The organism is Nocardiopsis sp. iso_238 (assembly GCF_056173325.1).
Genome location: NZ_CM149668.1, coordinates 4,547,082 through 4,563,314, shown reverse-complemented (window position 1 = coordinate 4,563,314; position 16,233 = coordinate 4,547,082). Strand labels below are relative to the sequence as shown.

General features: G+C 71.3%; 13 protein-coding genes. 6 read left to right on the top strand and 7 right to left on the bottom strand.

Going from position 1 to position 16,233, the window contains the following annotated elements:
* Nucleotides 1-26: 26 nt before the first annotated feature.
* The 3 genes from AC0VYL_RS20585 to AC0VYL_RS20575 form a co-directional block, all read right to left on the bottom strand.
* Nucleotides 27-1,427: a CpaE/TadZ family protein gene (locus tag AC0VYL_RS20585; RefSeq protein ID WP_475455205.1), complete on the bottom strand. Its 1,401-nt coding sequence runs from the start codon at nt 1,425-1,427 to the stop codon at nt 27-29.
* 6 nt (nt 1,428-1,433) lie between these two features.
* Nucleotides 1,434-2,213, bottom strand: a complete 780-nt coding sequence (cpaB, locus tag AC0VYL_RS20580; protein WP_475481189.1) for a Flp pilus assembly protein CpaB — start codon at nt 2,211-2,213, stop codon at nt 1,434-1,436.
* Between the two features lie 63 nt (nt 2,214-2,276).
* Entirely contained in the window at nt 2,277-3,566 is a 1,290-nt protein-coding gene (locus tag AC0VYL_RS20575) for a hypothetical protein (RefSeq protein ID WP_475481188.1), read from the bottom strand.
* 731 nt (nt 3,567-4,297) lie between these two features.
* On the opposite strand from AC0VYL_RS20575, the gene AC0VYL_RS20570 reads away from it, so the two are divergent.
* The gene (locus AC0VYL_RS20570) at nt 4,298-4,774 is read left to right on the top strand and encodes a YkvA family protein (protein WP_475455199.1); all 477 of its coding nucleotides are present in this window, start codon (nt 4,298-4,300) and stop codon (nt 4,772-4,774) included.
* A 72-nt stretch (nt 4,775-4,846) separates the two neighbouring features.
* Nucleotides 4,847-5,968, top strand: coding sequence for a TAXI family TRAP transporter solute-binding subunit (locus tag AC0VYL_RS20565; protein ID WP_475481187.1), 1,122 nt, complete (start codon nt 4,847-4,849; stop codon nt 5,966-5,968).
* 52 nt (nt 5,969-6,020) lie between these two features.
* On the opposite strand, the gene AC0VYL_RS20560 is transcribed toward AC0VYL_RS20565, so the two are convergent.
* The 3 genes from AC0VYL_RS20560 to AC0VYL_RS20550 all read right to left on the bottom strand — a co-directional run bounded on the left by AC0VYL_RS20560 (nt 6,021) and on the right by AC0VYL_RS20550 (nt 8,525).
* Nucleotides 6,021-7,436 (bottom strand): PEP/pyruvate-binding domain-containing protein, encoded by a 1,416-nt coding sequence (locus tag AC0VYL_RS20560; RefSeq protein ID WP_475481186.1) that lies wholly within the window; start codon nt 7,434-7,436, stop codon nt 6,021-6,023.
* A gap of 25 nt (nt 7,437-7,461) precedes the next feature.
* Nucleotides 7,462-8,094, bottom strand: coding sequence for a transcriptional regulator (locus AC0VYL_RS20555; RefSeq protein ID WP_475455194.1), 633 nt, complete (start codon nt 8,092-8,094; stop codon nt 7,462-7,464).
* Between the two features lie 134 nt (nt 8,095-8,228).
* Nucleotides 8,229-8,525, bottom strand: a complete 297-nt coding sequence (locus AC0VYL_RS20550; RefSeq protein WP_475481185.1) for a YciI family protein — start codon at nt 8,523-8,525, stop codon at nt 8,229-8,231.
* A gap of 249 nt (nt 8,526-8,774) precedes the next feature.
* Here AC0VYL_RS20550 and AC0VYL_RS20545 point away from each other — a divergent pair, with 249 nt between their 5' ends.
* Both AC0VYL_RS20545 and AC0VYL_RS20540 read left to right on the top strand, forming a co-directional pair.
* Nucleotides 8,775-9,584, top strand: a complete 810-nt coding sequence (locus tag AC0VYL_RS20545) for an IclR family transcriptional regulator (RefSeq protein ID WP_475481184.1) — start codon at nt 8,775-8,777, stop codon at nt 9,582-9,584.
* Nucleotides 9,585-9,660: 76 nt separating this feature from the next.
* On the top strand, nt 9,661-10,914 hold the full coding sequence (locus AC0VYL_RS20540) for a 4-hydroxybenzoate 3-monooxygenase (protein WP_475481183.1): 1,254 nt from the start codon (nt 9,661-9,663) through the stop codon (nt 10,912-10,914).
* 4 nt (nt 10,915-10,918) lie between these two features.
* Here the strand turns inward: AC0VYL_RS20540 and AC0VYL_RS20535 are convergent, their stop codons facing one another.
* Nucleotides 10,919-12,979, bottom strand: coding sequence for an acyltransferase family protein (locus tag AC0VYL_RS20535; protein WP_475481182.1), 2,061 nt, complete (start codon nt 12,977-12,979; stop codon nt 10,919-10,921).
* Nucleotides 12,980-13,330: 351 nt separating this feature from the next.
* Here AC0VYL_RS20535 and AC0VYL_RS20530 point away from each other — a divergent pair, with 351 nt between their 5' ends.
* Together AC0VYL_RS20530 and AC0VYL_RS20525 are read left to right on the top strand one after the other, a co-directional pair.
* On the top strand, nt 13,331-14,092 hold the full coding sequence (locus AC0VYL_RS20530; RefSeq protein WP_475481181.1) for a toll/interleukin-1 receptor domain-containing protein: 762 nt from the start codon (nt 13,331-13,333) through the stop codon (nt 14,090-14,092).
* Complete coding sequence (locus AC0VYL_RS20525) at nt 14,089-16,182, top strand: hypothetical protein (protein WP_475481180.1); 2,094 nt, start codon at nt 14,089-14,091, stop codon at nt 16,180-16,182. Before AC0VYL_RS20530 ends, AC0VYL_RS20525 begins: the two co-directional genes overlap by 4 nt.
* Nucleotides 16,183-16,233 lie beyond the last annotated feature (51 nt).

The following is a 16,233-nucleotide window of genomic DNA, read 5'->3' as shown; positions in this document are numbered from 1 at the left end:
GTCTCCTCACGGGTCCCCGGTGGTCCTCAGCCACCGATCCCTCCTGAGTGCTGGGGGCCGACCTGACCCCAGGGCGGCCCGACCGGCCGGGACTGGTGACCGGCGGACGGTTCGGGGCCGCCCATGGCGTTGAGGAACCCGGACACGTCCCGGGTGGTGGGGCCGCTCGGCGGCTGGGCACGCGAGGCCAGCCCGGCCAACCCCTGGGGGAGTCCGGCCGAGGGGGTCGTGTGGCCGCCCTGCCCGGTTCCCCCCGAGACGGCGGCGGGCGGAACGAGCAGGTCCAGCTCCGACGCGAGCCGCGCGAAGGCCTTGCGCAGGCCCTCGTCGGTCACCTTCGTGGGGTCCCCGTTGTTCTCCCCGGGCTCCAGCGCCCGGTAGGCCGCGGGGACGGGTGTGCGCAGCACCTTGGTGCCCAGCAACTGCTGGAGGAAGTCCGGCTGGATCTCGTTCTTCCGGCTGTGCCGGTTGACCAGCGAGTAGACGTCCTCGTGCGAGCGGATCTGGAGGCGTTCCCACATGGCCATCAGCCGTTGGGCGCCCCGCAGCGCGGGCACGTCGGGCGTCACCGTCACCACGGACCTGTCGGCCACCTCCACCGCCATCGCGGTCGCCTCGTTCATGGTGGAGCCGCAGTCCACGATCACCAGTTCGTAGCGGGACCGCAGGGCGCTCAGGATACGGCGGGTGGCCCGCGCGGTGACGTCCTCGCCGCGCTCGCCGTGCTGGGGCGCGAGGAGCACGTGGGGGCCGCGCGGGTCCACGTAGAGGGTCTCGGCGAGCATTCCGGGGCTGATGTCGTCGGCGGCGTCCACCAGGTCCGTGATGGACCTGCGGTGCTGGAGGTTGAGGTAGGAGGGCAGGTCACCGGCCTGGAGGTCCAGATCGACCAGGCACACCAGCCGGTCCCGCCGGGCCGCCGCCATCGCCAGGTGCACGGTGCAGGTGGTGGTGCCCACCCCTCCCTTGGCCCCGCTGAGCGTCAGGATCCGGCCGCGCACCCCCGAGGCGGGCAGGTCCAGCGACGCCGACTCCAGGTGTCGGCGCAGGGTCCGCGACCACTCGGCGGCCTTGGCCACCCGGGTCTCCAGTTCGGTGGCACCGGAGTCGGCCGGGACCACGCCCCGTGCTCCCGCCTCCATCGCCGCGGTGAAGGTGTCCGGGTCCATCGACGGCGAGACCAGCAGGATCGCCAACTGCGGATGCCGGTGCGACAGGTCCCGGATCGTGTCGAAGACGGGGGTCGGACCCAGCTCCTGGTGCACGAGGACCACGTCGAGGTCGGGGTACTCTCCCGCCCCGCTGATCAGGTCCGTGCTGGTGAGACGGGACGAGACGAGGTCGGCCCCGGACAGCTCCTCGAAGCGCGCCGCGATCACCATCTCCGTCTCGGAGCTGGGCATCCCCGCCAGGACTCGGAAGTTCACTGGTACTTACCCCTCGTGCGGCGTGCGCCGCTGGTCGCTCTGGTCGTCCTGGCCGGTTCCGCCGGAGGCGTTCTCGAAGATCCCCTCGAAGTCACCGCTGCACACCTGGGTGTCACCTGGGTCTCCGCCGCCAGCCGCGCTCACCAGGGCCATGCGGAGCTTGGTGGCGAACTCCTCGGCGTAGGCGAGCTGGAGCGCGGTCTGCGGGTCGAGCCGGAAGGTCACCGGGACGACGCCGGTCACCCCGCCGGCGTCGGACTCCTGACTGCGCAGTTCCCCGACGTCCAGGACCTCCACCTCGGTGACGATCCGGGTCGCGCAGGCCTCGCCGTGGTCGCGCGGCTGGAAGGTGCCGTAGATGTCCACGACCGAGCCCCGCTGGATCTTGCCCGCCATCCCGGTCTCGGCGTTGACCATGACCGCGATCTCCCGCTCGCCGGCGGTCAGGGTCGGCTGGGGCTTGACCATGCCGTGCTGGAGGATGGCCCCCTCGGTCAGGTGGCTGGCGGCCACCAGCTCCTGACCCTCGGGGGTGTCGATCTCCTCCAGGTCGGAGATGAAGACCTCCGGGTCGAAGTACGACGCGGGCACCTCGATGGAGGTGTACGAGTCCTGGCCCAGCGGCTGGTTGGCGTCGACGTCCTCGACCAGTTTCAGGACGGTGGCGACCCTGCCCCCTTGGTCCTGCTGGCCGTTGACGTAGGTGAAGACGGAGGCGAACACGGCGACGGCGCCGATAGCGGCCACGACCATGAGGAGTACGCCGCGTCGCTGACGGGGGTTCATAGGGGGTGGTATCCGTTTCCGTGTCGTCGGGGGCCGTCCGTCCGGGCGGCGGAGCGGCGGGCCCTAGCGGGAGAAGGTCCTGGGGGATTCCGGGCTCGGCAGGGCGTCCGGGTTCGCGGGGCCCGGTGGCGGGCTCGGCGGGGCGGACGGCCGGTGCCCGTTCGCTGGTACGGGGGGTCTGTCGGGGTGCGGGCCGGAGGAGGGAAGGCCGGTCCCGTGGGGAGGGTTCGGCGCGGCCCGGTGGGGCTGGGCGCCCCACTGCACGACGGTCGGCTGTTGGGCCGGGGCCGCCGGGGCCGCCGGGGCCGCCTGGGGCGCACGAGGGCTGTGGGGGTCGGAGGTCCCGTGGGGTCCCTGGGTTCCGCGCGGTACGGCGTCGACCCGTGACGAGGGGGAGCCGGGCGGGCCCGGCGGTGCCGGGGAGACGGGTGGCCGGGGCCCGGAGGGTGTCCGGGGCGTGCCGGGATCCTGGGTGGCGGTGCCGTAGGACGCGGTGCCGGGCGCGGTCTGGGTGGAGGGGCCGTGGTGCGTCCTGGTGGGGGTACCGCTGCTGACCCCGCCGCAGAACGGGCAGGAGGTGGCGGTGACGGGCTCACCGCACCAGGCGCACTCCGCCGCTCTGAGTGCCCCGGCGGCGTAGGCGAGGGCCTGGGGGTGGGCGCTCAACGCCACGAACTCCACGTACTTGCTGGTGCCCCAGTAGGTGCTGCCGAGCGGTTGGACGGGCAGGGTCCGGGTGGCCACCGGCTGGATCGCCTGGGGCAGGTTCTCGTCGAACACCCGGGTGATGCTCGGGTCCGGGGTGGAGCACAGCAGCTGCACCGGTTGGACCGGACGGAAGGGCAGCTCGCTGATGACGTCGGAGGGTCGCAGGCGCCCCACCTGGGCGGAGGGGGCGCAGTAGGCGAGGAAGGAGACCGTGGGCGCGTACGAACCCATGTGCTGGCGCAGGCTCGTGGGGAGGGTGGACAGCCCGGACACCGTTCTCAGCCAGGCCCCGGCCAACAGGTGTTTGGGCAGTTCCGCGCTGAGCGCCGCCACCATGCCCGGCGGCAGGTAGGGGGCGAGGTAGGCGAGCTGGTCGGCGATGAGGGAGAGGGCGAGGGGGGACAGGTCGACGCTGATCCCCGCGATGTGGTCGGTGCGCAGGGCACCCCGCGCGAAGTTGACCGCCTTCTGGGCGTCGGTGGAGCGCCAGGCGGGGTAGAGGGCCACGACCCGACGACCCGCGCGTACCTCCTCCATGGCGAAGGCGACGAAGGCGGCGCTGCGCGCACCCACGTCGTTGCCGTTCATGGCGAACCGCCGGGCTCCGGTCTCGCCCACGTGGCCCGTGCTGGGGATGTCCGCCAACAGGGCTACGGTCGTCTCCGACCGCGGTAGGGCATTGGACACTGGAAAGGCTCCATCGGTTCTGCGCGCTCGGGCGATGTCGGTTGCTTCGGAGGCGCCCCGCGTCTCAGGTGCCACTCGGACGCATCGTAACGAATGGGTGTGGTGCAGCGGGAGACCCGGTATTCACCACCTTGGGGCACGGGTTGCGCCATGTGGTGGGTTTTCGTCAATGAGGCCAAGGTGACCTGGACAACGGGAAGGGGCGCTGGGGTCGGTCGAGGGGCGGAGGCGGCCAGTCGCGTGTCCGGAGTACTTCGGGTCGGGACGGCCCGTGTGGGGCCGTATGCGGGCGATCCTATGTCTTTCGTGCTCCTCGTCCTCTTCGTTTCCTGGCGTCGTTCCGGCTGGCCGTAGCCGGAACCACCCCCGTCGAGCGGTGTCGCCGCTGATGGGAGGGTGCGTGGTCTGCGTCCGGTGGCTGGGCGACGGTGTGGTGGCGTCGCGCGGCGGTGTGGTGGCGTCGCGCGGCGGTGGGAGGGGCGGGGTGCCGTTCCTTCCAGCATGCCCCTCCCGCTCCGGACCCACCAGTGCCACCGGTCCTCCTGTGGACAACTCGGCGGTTCGGGGAGCCGGTCCGCGGGTGTCGTGTCCGTCTCGTTCGGGGTTGTCGTCCGTGTCAGGGGGAACGAACGAGGGTGACTTCGCGTCATATCTTGAGAAGTCACGTGCCCCCTGAGGAGACGAACACGATGCGCAAGGCAAACCGGGCCGCAGCCGGTGCGGCCGCTTGGCAGGTCATCCAGAACTCGGACAGCAAGGTCTCGCTGTGGGAGCGGACCCGGGCGATCCCGCGCATGCTCGGCGCGAAGCTGCGCGGACGCTACCCGGAGCTCGGCGGCGGCAAGCTCTTCATGATGCTGGTCCTGGTCGGCTACATCATCTCCCCGATCGACTTCGTCCCCGAGCTGATCTTCTCGGTGTTCGGCCTGGTCGACGACGTCGCCGTCGCCGTCTGGCTCACCACCATGGCGTTGGGGGAGAGCGAGCGCTTCGTCGTCTGGGAGCGCGGGCAGCGGGCCCAGGAGGCCTTCGACCGGACCAACCAGCAGGGTCAGTACCCGGGCCAGGGCGCCCAGGGGCAAGGCCCCGGCGAGGGAGGGCACCGGACGCCGGGCCAGTACCCCGGCCCGGAGCAGGAAGCCGCCCACCAGCGACAGCGGCGCTGACCGGAACCCCCGGACCCTCGGACTCCCAGGGCCCGGGAGATCCGAGGCCGCACCACCTTCCCGAAGGACGCCGTGTACACATCCCCCAGAACGCCCGATCACCCCGGGCGCCTCCGGGCCCCGTTGATCATCGGGGCCACGGTCCTCTCGGTCGCCCTGTTCGGCGGCGCTCTCCACTGGGCGCTCCCCGGGCTCGTCGGCCGACCCGAGCCCGAGCCCGCGCACGTGGACGACGACGCGGACACGCCTCCCTACGCGGGCGACTACCTGGTCGGCGAGGCCACCTGGGGTCTGAGGACCTCGCGTCTGGCCCGGACGATCTCCGAGGTGTGGACCGAGGAGATCGACGAGGTCACCTTCTCGGAGCAGGTCGCCAACGACCTGCTCGACCCGGGCGCCGAGTTCCTGGCCCTCGAGCGGGAGATCGACGCGCCCAAGAACGGCGCCGCCTACCGCAACGACGTCGTGCTGACGCACAACACGTGGTACACCCGGCTCCGGGACGGAACCCTCGACGTGCGTGACGGTGACCCCGTCCGGGAACCCGAGAACGTCATGGTCCTGGGCAACGTCTCGCCGAGGACCCTTCAGTACGTCGTCAGGGCCGACTCCGACATCCACACTCTGGAGGATCTGGCCGGTGCCACGGCGCTCATCCCCCGGGAGAACCCCGAGATCCTGGAACTGAGCGACCTGGTCCTGCTCGCGGCGGGACAGGACCCGCTCGCCATGGACGTCGCCTCCGAGGCCGACTTCGAGTCCCGCCACACCTCGCAGCAGCTCCTCATCGACGGTGACGTCGACGTGTACGTCCTCTGGGAGGGGGTCCGCAACGCGGAGCTCGACCACTTCGAGCGGCAGGGGGCGGACCCGCGCGTCCTGGAGATCCCGGAGGAGGTGGTGGCGGCGGTCGGCCGCGTCGACCCCTCCCAAACGAACCTCACCGTCGAGGCGGGGACGCTGCCCGGTCAGGACGGGGACGTCAATCTGATGGCCTCCTGGAAGACCCTCTACGCCCACGCCGACCTCGACGAGGACCTGGCGTACGAGCTGGTCGGCGCCGTGTACGAGGAGCTCGGAGACCGCATACCCGGTGAGGTGACCGCCACCGCGGAAGAGGCGCTGAGCGGGGTCGACCCCGGCTGGGTCCACCCCGGCGCCGCTCGCTACTTCAGCGAGCGGGGCGTGCTCTGAACGGACCCCTCGGCAGCGCGCCGCCGACCCCGGGGTCCTGAGGTCCACGCACTCATGCGCGCAGCACGGTGTGGGCGGCGCGCAGGCGGGCCTCCTCGGTCTCCGAGCCGGTCTCTCCGGATGGCCCGCCCGCGACCTCGTCCGCCCAGGTGAGCAGCTGTCCGAGGGGAGCGCCAGCGTCGCCCGTGGTGACGCGGGTGCGGCCCAGGAACAGCTCACCGCTGGTGCCGTCGACGGTCACGGTCGCGCCTTCGGGTACCCGGTGGCCACCGACGCGGATCGCACCGGGCTCCACGGCCAGGTCCCCCACGCCCACCACCGCCGGAGTGCAGAGGGACCGGGCGACCACGGCGGCGTGGCTGGCCGGGCCGCCCCGTGCGGTGACGATCCCCGCCGAGGCGGCCAGTCCGCGCATGTCCATCGGTGAGGTCTCCGGGCGGAACAGGACCACCGGATCCCGTTCGGCCGTCCGGACCGCCCGCTCCGCGCTGGTCGCCACGCGGCCGACCGCCACGCCCGGGCAGGCGCCCACGCCCCGGGCGAGCGGGGGCCGTCCGTCCGGCGGGACGGCGCGGGCGGTGCGCGCGTGCCGCAGCTGCGGGGGAGCCACCCGCAGCAGGGCCTCCTCGCGGGTGATCGCGCCCGCCTCCGCGAGATCGACCGCCACGCGGACCGCGGCGGCCCCGACCAGGCGGGCGGGGCGCAGCTGGAGCATCCACAGCCGCCCGGACTCGTAGGTGAACTCGACGTAGCAGGCGTCGCGATGGTGCCCCTCCACCCGGTCCAGAGCGGCCAGCAGGTCGGCCCAGACGGCCGGTTCCCGGTCAGCGAGCTCTCCGAGGGGACTGGTCAGCGTGGTGCCCGAGACGACCGCGTCCCCCTGGCGACCGAACAGCACCTCGCCGAAGGGGCCGTGTTCACCGGTGTTGGGGTCGTGGGTGAAGGCGACCCCGCTGCCGCTGTGGTCGTCGCGGTCCCCGCGCACCATCACCTGCACGGTCACGGCGGTGCCGAGGTCGTCGGGCACGCCGTGCAGCGCGCGGTAGGTCCTGGCACGGGGAGTGTTCCAGGAGGAGAACACGTCCGTGATCGCCTGGTGCAGCGCCCCCAGGGGGTCCGCCGTGCCGTCCCGGAAGGTCGGTGGGCCGACGTTGAGGATCGTCGTCATCATGCCGGGCATGGAGGCGCTGGCGCCGGAGCGCACGGACACCGTCAGGGGGTCGCGCGGGTCACCGAACCGGCGTCCGGTCCCGGCCTCCAGCGCTGTGACGGCGGCGGCGACCTCATCGCGCAGGCCGTCGGGATCCCGGCCCTCGCGGAGGAAGGCGCGACAGGCCTCGGTGGTGACGACGAACCCCGCCGGTACCGGCAGGCCCAGGCGTCTCAGGGTCAGGAGCCCGTGGGCCTTGCCGCCCAGCAGGTCCGGGCCGTGCCCGACCCGCGCGGAGAGTGGGTGCGTCCACGTCATCACGACCGCCTTTCCGGGGTCTCCGTCAGTACCGGGGGAGACCGAGGGTCACCAGCAGGTCCTCGTGCAGCTGGGCCCACACCGCGTGATACGAGGCGGTGCCGTCCGCGACCTGGTCGCGGGCCCCCGCCCGGGCCCGGTCGAGGGCGACGGAGAGCCGGGCCCGGTAGCGGCCGAAGCGGACCAGGCGCGCGGACAGGTCGTCGCAGACGGCCGCCAGGCGCCGGTCGAGATCGGAGAACAGCTCCAGGACCCGGGAGTCGTGGTCGGGGTCGGTGTGGTCGTTCACGGTCGGTACGCCGTCCACCGTCCGCAGCTGCCAGGCGGTGCAGAGGTCCAGCAGCTCCGGGTTGAGTTCGAGGAAGCCCTCGTGGGTGTGCTCCACGAGGGGTCGGGCGCCGGTGGCGTCCAGCTCGGCGGTGATCCGCGCGACGCCCGCCGTGCGTCCCGCCTCGCTCAGGCCCCAGCCGCCGAAGTCCCCGGCGGTGCGGGTGACCAGTCCCGCGACGGCGAGGTCGATCAGTTCGGACTCGGCCTGCGCCTCGCTCAGGCCGGTCACCTCGGCCAACCTGGCGGTCCCGGAGAACCCCGCGCAGCGCAGGGCGTGCAGGACCAGCAGGTCCTGATCGGTGGTGTGCGGTGTGCTCGTCGACTCCATGGATCCCCCTCAGCGTTCACCGATCAAGATACTGCAATCATCTGAATGATGGGAACATGCGAAATTGCGGATGGGGGAGTCCTCGCGTTCACGGGCCCGCCCCTCGTGGCGAGCCCGTGAACGGGTTCCGAGGCTCAGAACTCCTTGGCGAGCGGGCCCAGGACCGGGATCCACTCCCGCACCGAGACGTCCGTGACCACGCCCTCCAGGCGGAACGGGTCGGGCTCGGTGTGGGCCAGGGCCTCCTTGGCGGAGTCCGCCCGGAAGAGCAGCAGGGCCCCGGGGGCGTCGTCCGGGCCGAAGGGGCCCGAACAGAGGTTGACGTTCCGCTCGGAGAGTTCGTCCAGGTAGGCGCGGTGCGCCGGGCGGTGCTGGTCGCGTGCCTCGGTGCTGTTCTCCGCGTAGGTGTAGGTGACGGCGTAGACGGCCATGGTGGGTGCCTCCTGTCGAGCTGCCCGGGGGCAGGGGTGGTCGGTCCGGAGCCAGGATGCCAGGTCCCGTGGGGTGGAGAAGGCGCGTGCCCGGTATCGGGGCCCGCCCGGACTCGCGCCGACGCCGGACCGCGGCCCCGCGCGTGCGCGGTACTCCGTTCGATGCGAGACTGACCGGACCGGATGTTCGCCCCCCGCCCGTTCGGGCGCCGGGCGAACACGCGGGGCGAGCTCCGGAGGTGTTCGGGAATGGCCAGGTCCGCGTCGGGGGAGTCCGTGCTCACCCGCACCATGAGGATCCTCCGCGCCTTCAGCACCGTTTCCACCTCGCTCACGGTCTCCGAGATCGCCCGCCACACCGGCCTCCCCAAGGCCACCGCGCACCGCCTGGTGGCGGAGCTCGTCACGCTCGGAGCCCTGGAACGCGAACCCGACAGGCGCGTCCGTGTCGGCTACCAGCTGTGGGAGATGGCCGCGCGTTCCTCACCCGCCCGTGACCTCGGCCGCGCCGCACTGCCCTTCATGGAGGACCTCCAGGCGGTGGTGCGCGAACACACCCAGCTGGGTGTGCTGGAGGGCGACGACGTCCTCTACCTCGAACGCCTCTCCGCGCGGGAGGCCGGGCGCAACGTCGCGGAGATCGCCGGGCGCCTGCCGGTCCACGCCACCTCCACGGGCCTGGTGCTGCTCGCCCACGGCCCCGACGAACTCCGGGAACGGGTCCTCGGCGCAGACCTGCGAGCACACACCCCGCACACCGTCACCGACCCCGTCGAGCTCCGGCGCCTGCTCGCCGCCGTGCGCAGGGACGGGTACGCGGTCGCCCCCGGCATGATCGACCCGGGCGCCGCGGGTCTGGCCGCGCCGGTCCGCGACCGCGACGACCGGGTGGTGGCGGCCCTGTCCGTCGTCGTCCCGTTGCCCGGTGCCACCCCACCGCGCGCGCACCTCCCGGCGCTCGTGGCGGCGGCCTGTGGCGTCTCCCGGGCCATGGGCGCACCGGTCAGGGGAGGGGGCGTGATCCGAACGAGGGGCCGCGCACGGTACCCCTCCCGCTGATCCCCGACGGCGGAAACCGTCCCATTCAACGGAACGGGACTGGTGCCGCCCCCACGACGGATCGCATGCTGTGCCCATGGACACCAACCCCCGCCAGGTCAGGGCCCGCGTGGCCGTCGTCGGCGCCGGGCCCGCGGGCCTGATGCTCTCCCACCTGCTCTCCCTCTCCGGAATCGACTCCGTCGTCATCGACGTGCGCGCACGCGCCGACATCGAGGCGACCATCCGCGCCGGCATCCTGGAACAGGGCACGGTCGACCTCATGACCGGAACCGGGGTGGGCGACCGGCTCCTCACGGAGGGCCAGCGCCACGAGGGCGTCGCGATCCGCTGCCGCGGCGAGTCCCGGCGCATCGACTTCCGCACGCTCACCGGCCGCGCCGTCCACCTCTACCCGCAGCACGAGGTGCTCAAGGACCTCATCGCCGCCCGCCTCGCCGCCGGGGGCGACCTGCGGTTCGGGGTCAGCGACGTCAGCGTCCACGGCGTCACCACGGATGCACCGCTGGTCCGCTTCACCGAGGCGGACGGGACCCGGGTGGAGCTCTCCTGTGCCGTGGTCGCCGGCTGTGACGGCACCCAGGGGGTCTGCCGCGCCGCCGTCCCCCGCCAGGCGCGGACCGACTACTTCCACGCCTACCCGCACGGCTGGTTCGGCATCCTCACTGAGGCGCCACCCAGCTCCCACGAGCTGGTCTACGCCCACTCCGAACGCGGTTTCGCGCTGATCAGCTCCCGTACGCCCACGGTGCAGCGGATGTACTTCCAGTGCGATCCCGCCGAGGACGCGGCGGACTGGAGCGACGAGCGGATCTGGGCCGAACTGCGCGCCCGGGTCAACGGCGGCGGGTTCGAGCTGAAGGAGGGCCCGATCATCCAGCGCGGCGTCATCCCGATGCGCAGTTACGTCGTGGACCCCATGAGCCACGGCCGCCTCTTCCTGGCGGGGGACGCCGCCCACACGGTGCCGCCGACCGGGGCCAAGGGCCTCAACCTCGCCGTCTCCGACGTCGCGGTGCTCTGCCAGGCCCTCGAACGCCACTTCCACCAGGGGGACCCGGGCCTGCTCGACTCCTACGGACGTACCGCCTCGGACCGGGTCTGGCGGGCGCAGCACTTCTCCTGGTGGATGACGTCCATGCTGCACACCGACCCGGCCGCCGACGCCTTCGGCCGCCGTCGCCAACTGGGCGAGATCGATCAGCTCACCGCGTCCGCGGCCGGGAGCACCTATCTGGCGGAGGCCTACACCGGCTGGCCCGTCGCCCGTACCAACCCCGACTCGGTCATCGCCGACACCCTCCGCCGGTCGGCCGAACGCACCCCGTGAGCGCTCAGGAACCGCCCAGGACCTCGTCGATCCGGGAACCCATGTCGTCCGCGAGCAACCGCGCGTAGGTGCCCGTGAGGTGGTGGGAGTCCCGGTAGACCACCACGTTCCCCACCACCGCCGGACAGGTGTCGTCCGTGCAGATCAGGTCGTTGAGGTCGACCATCTCGGCCCCCTCCACCTCCCGGACCGCCAGCTCCTGGGGGTCGTCCCGCTCCAGGGCGTCCGACACCGGCCGATCGCAGGACGAGGGGTCGTCCGCGTTCTTGGCCAGGCAGTCGAGCACGTCCGCCGTGGTGCGCGGCGTGTCCCGGATCGCGACGAGCGGGGTGCCGGACGCGGTGACCTCCTCCCACAGCTCGACCATCCCCTCCGCCATGGCGTCGCGCGCCTCCGGCCCCGACTGGTGGCCGTAGGGGAGCCCGGCCGCCGAGGAACTGCTGACCACCAGGTCCGGTTCCATGTCCTCGATCTCGTCGACCACCGCCTGGTTCCACTCCTGGCACTCCTCGTAGGGTTCGCCCTCACGGCCCACCTCGGCGGCGGTGAACGCGCAGGCGGACTTGTTGAACACCGCGAGCCGCCAGCCCCGGTCCTTCGCGACCTCGTGCAGGGCGGGGAACCACTGTGTGCTGTGCGAGTCCCCGGTGAGCGCCACCGTGGTGTCCGCGTCGTCGGGGCCGTAGAGGCACGGGTCCGAGGGGTCCCGTTTGTCGAAGCCCGCGTGGCAGCCGTCGTCGTACGCCTCGGGGGTGTCGTCCTCCGCGCCGATCGGTGAGGGGTACATCCAGGCACCCTCGGGAGAGGGCAGACCGATCGCCTTCGGCCCCACGTGCAGCTCCGGGTCGAAGTCGCTGGCCTGGAACCGCTCCACCCGCACCAGCGCCGTCGCGGACACGGCGGCCACGGCCAGGACGCCCACCAGGGCCACGGACACCGCGCCGCGCCCGGTACGCACCAGGCCGTGCCGGGCCACCGGGTCCTCCACCCACAGCTTGGTCAGCCACGCCAGCAGGATCGACGTCGCCGCGACGGCCACCGTCCCGAGCGGCCCCAGGGTGTCCCGTTCGAGCAGCACGAGCGCGAACACGATCAGGGGCCAGTGCCACAGGTACAGCGCGTAGGAGATGTCACCGACGAACCTGGCGGGGCCGGTGCTCAGCACCGTGGCGGCGGAGGGACCCTCGGAGCGTTCGGCGGCGATCACCGCGACGCAGCCCAGCACGGGCAGCAGCGCGGCGTACCCCGGGAAGGGGGTGCCGGAGTCGTAGAACACGGCGGAGGCCACGACCGCGGCGAGCCCCGCCCACCCCAACGGCAGGCGCAGTCGGCGCGGCAGCCCCCGGTCGGCCAGGAACACTGCAAGCAGCCCTCCCGCCGCCAGCTCCCAGGCCCGGGTGGTGGGCAGGAAGTACGCGGAGGGATCGCCGCTCCCGGTCAGGACCACCGAACAGGCCAACGACGCGGCGAACACCGACGTCAGGACCACCGTGAGCACACGGAGCCGACCACGCAGGAAGAGCGCCCACAGCACGAACAGCAGCGGCCACAGCAGGTAGAACTGCTCCTCCACCGACAGGGACCAGAAGTGCTGCACCGGGCTCGGAGCGGTCTCCGCCGCCAGGTAGTCCAGCGTCTGGTTGGCCAGGTACAGGTTCTCCACGTACGCGGCCGACGCCAGCATCTGCCAGGCGGTGTCGCCCAGCCGGGTGACCGGTAGCAGCACCAGCGCGGCGGCCCCGGTCATGAGGAGGACCACGGTGGCGGCCGGGAGCAGGCGCCGGACCCGGCGCACGTAGAACCCGGCCAGCGACACCCGGCCGTGCTCCCGCACCTCACGCAGAAGGAGGGAGGTGATGAGGAATCCGGAGATCACGAAGAACACGTCGACGCCCACGTACCCGCCCGGCAGCAGCTCCGGGTTCAGGTGGTAGACGAGCACGAGCAGCACGGCGACGGCGCGCAGCCCCTGTACCTCGGGTCGGAAACGGTTCCCGCGACCCCGGGCCCCGGACCGCTCCGGAGCGGCCTCGGCCTGTGGCGAAGTGAAGTCGGGTGATCGCATGCCGTCATACTGCGCCCCGGCGCGGCCTTTGTGGAGGGAACTCGGAAGACCTTTCGCCAGTGTTTCCTGAGTCTTCGCCCTCCCGAGGGACACCGCTCCACTCACGTGCCCTGGGACCCTCCGGTGGCGGTGCCCCGACGGCGTCGGAGCCGACCCCGGTGGAGAATTTCCCATTTCCCCATGATGGGGCGCCGGGAAACAAGCCCATGGGCCTTTATGAATCAGCTTCCAGGGCACATTATCGGAGTGTTGGAAAAGGCGGGCGGTGGAGATATCGACCGTCATTGCCAATGCTCTAAATGGGCCCATGGAAGTTTGCTTGAATGACGTGTTTCAGCATGGAGGAAATTCTTGAACGGCTGCTTCATCAACTATCGGACCGGCGATGGCGAGCAGGTCGCTACGCATCTTGGGCGAGAGCTTTCCCGGAAGTTCGGTGAGAGTGAGGTGTTCCGAGCCAGTGAGTCGATTCCGGCCGGCGTCGACTTCGAGCGGCGACTTAAAAAGGCGGCACGTGGTTGCGAGGTCCTGTTGGCGGTGATCGGAAACCGCTGGCTGGAGAAGGGGGAGAACGACGGGCCGAGGGCGATCGACGACCCCGACGACTGGACGCGCTGGGAGATCGTGGCGGCTTTCGAGGCCGGGGCGACGGTCATCCCCGTCCTGATCGACTCGACGCCCCGCCTTCGCGCCGACGAGCTTCCTGACGACATCGTTCCCCTGGCCCGCTGCCAGTACCGGCGGCTCCGACACCGGACTGTCGGCCCCGATCTCGACGAGATCGCCGAGGCGGTCCTGATCGCGGCCCCCGAGCTCGAGGAGAGGGTACGTGTGAGGGAGGAGGCCGGTGCGGCGGAAGGGGCGGCATCCGGTCAGGGCAACACCATGGGAAACGTCGAAGGGACCGCGATCCAGGCCAGGGACTTCAGCAACCACGGCGTGGTCGTCAACGGAGACCATACGACCACTAGCACCGGTACCGGTGACATCAACCAGAACTCCACCGTGAACCACGTCGCCGGGGACCAGAACTCGACCGTGAACAACGTGTCAGGGGACCAGAGCATCGAGGGACAGCACTCGGGCCGCGTCGACCGACGGGGGCGTGAGTGACCACTCAGGAGACCGCGCGTCCCTCCGGTTCGCCTGCCACCTCCGTCGCCGGTGACCGGGCCACCACGCATACCGGACCGGGCGATGTCAACCAGGGGTCGACGGTCAACAACGTCAGTGGCGACCAGTACCTGAACCACTACTACCTGAGTGCCTACTCCGAGAGGCTTGGGTCGAATTCCGGGGAAGGTGTCACGCACGTCCAGGACCGTAGGATCGTCGCCGGGGACTGGCTGGCCACCCTGCGCCAACGGTTCGTCGCGCCGCTCAACTTCGATGAGATTCGCTGTCGGACCGTCATCGCCGACCACGGCGCGGTGGTCCTCAGTTCCACGTCGGGCGACGGTGCCAGAACAGCGGCGCTGATGGTTCTGGCGCCTGAGGGTAGGGAGGTGGATGGGGACGTTCAGGACGACCTCGTCCACACCGGTCCCGAAGGTCAGCCAGCCCTCAGCGGAACCTTTCCTGAGGAGGGTGATCGCCTGCTCGTCGACCTCACCAGGGAGAGCGGGATCTCTCTGACTCCCCTGCGCGACGAATTGGAGTGGCTGCGTGTGCGGGCTCATCGCGCCGGAGCCTCCCTGGTGGTGCTGGTCGAACACGGCGACGAGGAGAAGCTCTCCTCGTCACTGCGGGACCTGGTGGTACGCGTCGACCGGCCGGACCCGCTCGCTGTGCTGAACAGGCACCTGGACTCTCGTGGAGTTCCGGACTTCTCGACCTCCCACGCCACACCATGGGTTCGTGTCTGGGCTGCCACCGCCACCATGGGTGAGATCGAGGAGGTGGCGCGGCGTACCTTCACTGCGTGCAGGGAAGCCGGTTATGAGGGGGACATCGAGGACTGGTTGGGCAAGGCGCTGGAATCAGGGGAAGCTGCCCCGCCGGAGGACCTGGAGCTTGTGAAGGGGCGCCCCCGGGCGATCCTGCTCGCCACCTCCCTGATGGAGGGGGTTCCGGTCGAGCACCTGGCCGTCGGCGTGGACCTGCTACTGTCCCAGGTTGCCTTTCCTCACGACGAGACACCTCTGCTCGATCGGCCAGGGTTCCAGGAGGAGCTGCGTCTCTGCGGGATCGAGACACGCTTTGAGCGCAGGGCCTACTTCACACGGGCGGGCCGCGCCAGGATGCTGCGCTCGGCGTTCTGGGATGCACACCCCCGGCTCCACACCTCGTTCGGCCAGTGGGTGGACACACTCATCGCTGATCGGTCGCTGTCGCCCGTGGACCGCGACCGGATCGCGCAACGCTGGGCCGAACAGACGCTGCGGATCGCGGACCTTGACGCGCTCTTCCCACGGGTCGAGGAGTGGTCCAAGCAGCGGAGGTGGACCGCTCCACAGGCGGCCGTGCTGCTGACGAGCGTCCTGCGACACGAACGGTACGGCTGGAACGGTCGCCAGTTCATCTACTCGAAGTCGAAGAACACGACCCTTGCTCCGGGCTTCGGTCAGGTCCTGGTCGCCGTCTGCGCGCAGGAGCTGGCGGCGACGCACCCGGGACAGGCCGTCGTTCGCCTGCACTTGCTAGCCAGGAACAGGGATACGGCCGCAGCCGATGCGGCTCGGGCCGAACTGGCCACCCTGACGACCGCACACCCCCTGTACCTCAGGCTTCTAGTCAGGGTCTGTGACCGGCTTCGGGAGAACTGCCACAAGCCGGGCTGGGACCACGGCACGGAGCGGGACCTGCTCTGGGACCTCACGGCTCCCGACCGGTTGGCCGGTTTCCTTCGGGACCGGTTCGGACGCACAGCCGTGGAGTGGCGACTCAAGTCTGGGTTGGGCGCGCTGTTCCTCCGTGAGCGGGCCCAGACGAGGACCTACGCGGCCCGGTGGATCGGGTCGGGACGGCGGCTGATGGAGGTGCTGCTGACCGCCTCGGTCTCCGCTGGGACGCTCCCCGTCCTCTACACCTCAGGGCTGCGCTGGGCCGACGGGGCGACGACACCGGAACGACGGGAAAGCCGCCGTGCGGACGGGGAACTCCTCGTTCGGATGGTCGACGCCGTCGAGGGCCTGGACGGTCGTGGGTCACCGGTGGCGGACACCTCGACCCCGGCCGGAACACCGAGGAAGGAGCACGGATGAGTCCCGCGCAGCGACGTGTCGTGATGCTCACGGGAGCGTTGGTCTCGTTGG

Excerpts from the sequence above, each read along its gene's own strand:
- cpaB (WP_475481189.1), bottom strand. The coding sequence starts at position 2,213 with ATGAACCCCCGTCAGCGACGCGGCGTACTCCTCATGGTCGTGGCCGCT.
- AC0VYL_RS20570 (WP_475455199.1), top strand. The coding sequence starts at position 4,298 with ATGCGCAAGGCAAACCGGGCCGCAGCCGGTGCGGCCGCTTGGCAGGTC.
- AC0VYL_RS20560 (WP_475481186.1), bottom strand. The coding sequence starts at position 7,436 with ATGACGTGGACGCACCCACTCTCCGCGCGGGTCGGGCACGGCCCGGAC.
- AC0VYL_RS20555 (WP_475455194.1), bottom strand. The coding sequence starts at position 8,094 with ATGGAGTCGACGAGCACACCGCACACCACCGATCAGGACCTGCTGGTC.
- AC0VYL_RS20550 (WP_475481185.1), bottom strand. The coding sequence starts at position 8,525 with ATGGCCGTCTACGCCGTCACCTACACCTACGCGGAGAACAGCACCGAG.
- AC0VYL_RS20545 (WP_475481184.1), top strand. The coding sequence starts at position 8,775 with ATGGCCAGGTCCGCGTCGGGGGAGTCCGTGCTCACCCGCACCATGAGG.
- AC0VYL_RS20540 (WP_475481183.1), top strand. The coding sequence starts at position 9,661 with ATGGACACCAACCCCCGCCAGGTCAGGGCCCGCGTGGCCGTCGTCGGC.
- AC0VYL_RS20535 (WP_475481182.1), bottom strand. The coding sequence starts at position 12,979 with ATGCGATCACCCGACTTCACTTCGCCACAGGCCGAGGCCGCTCCGGAG.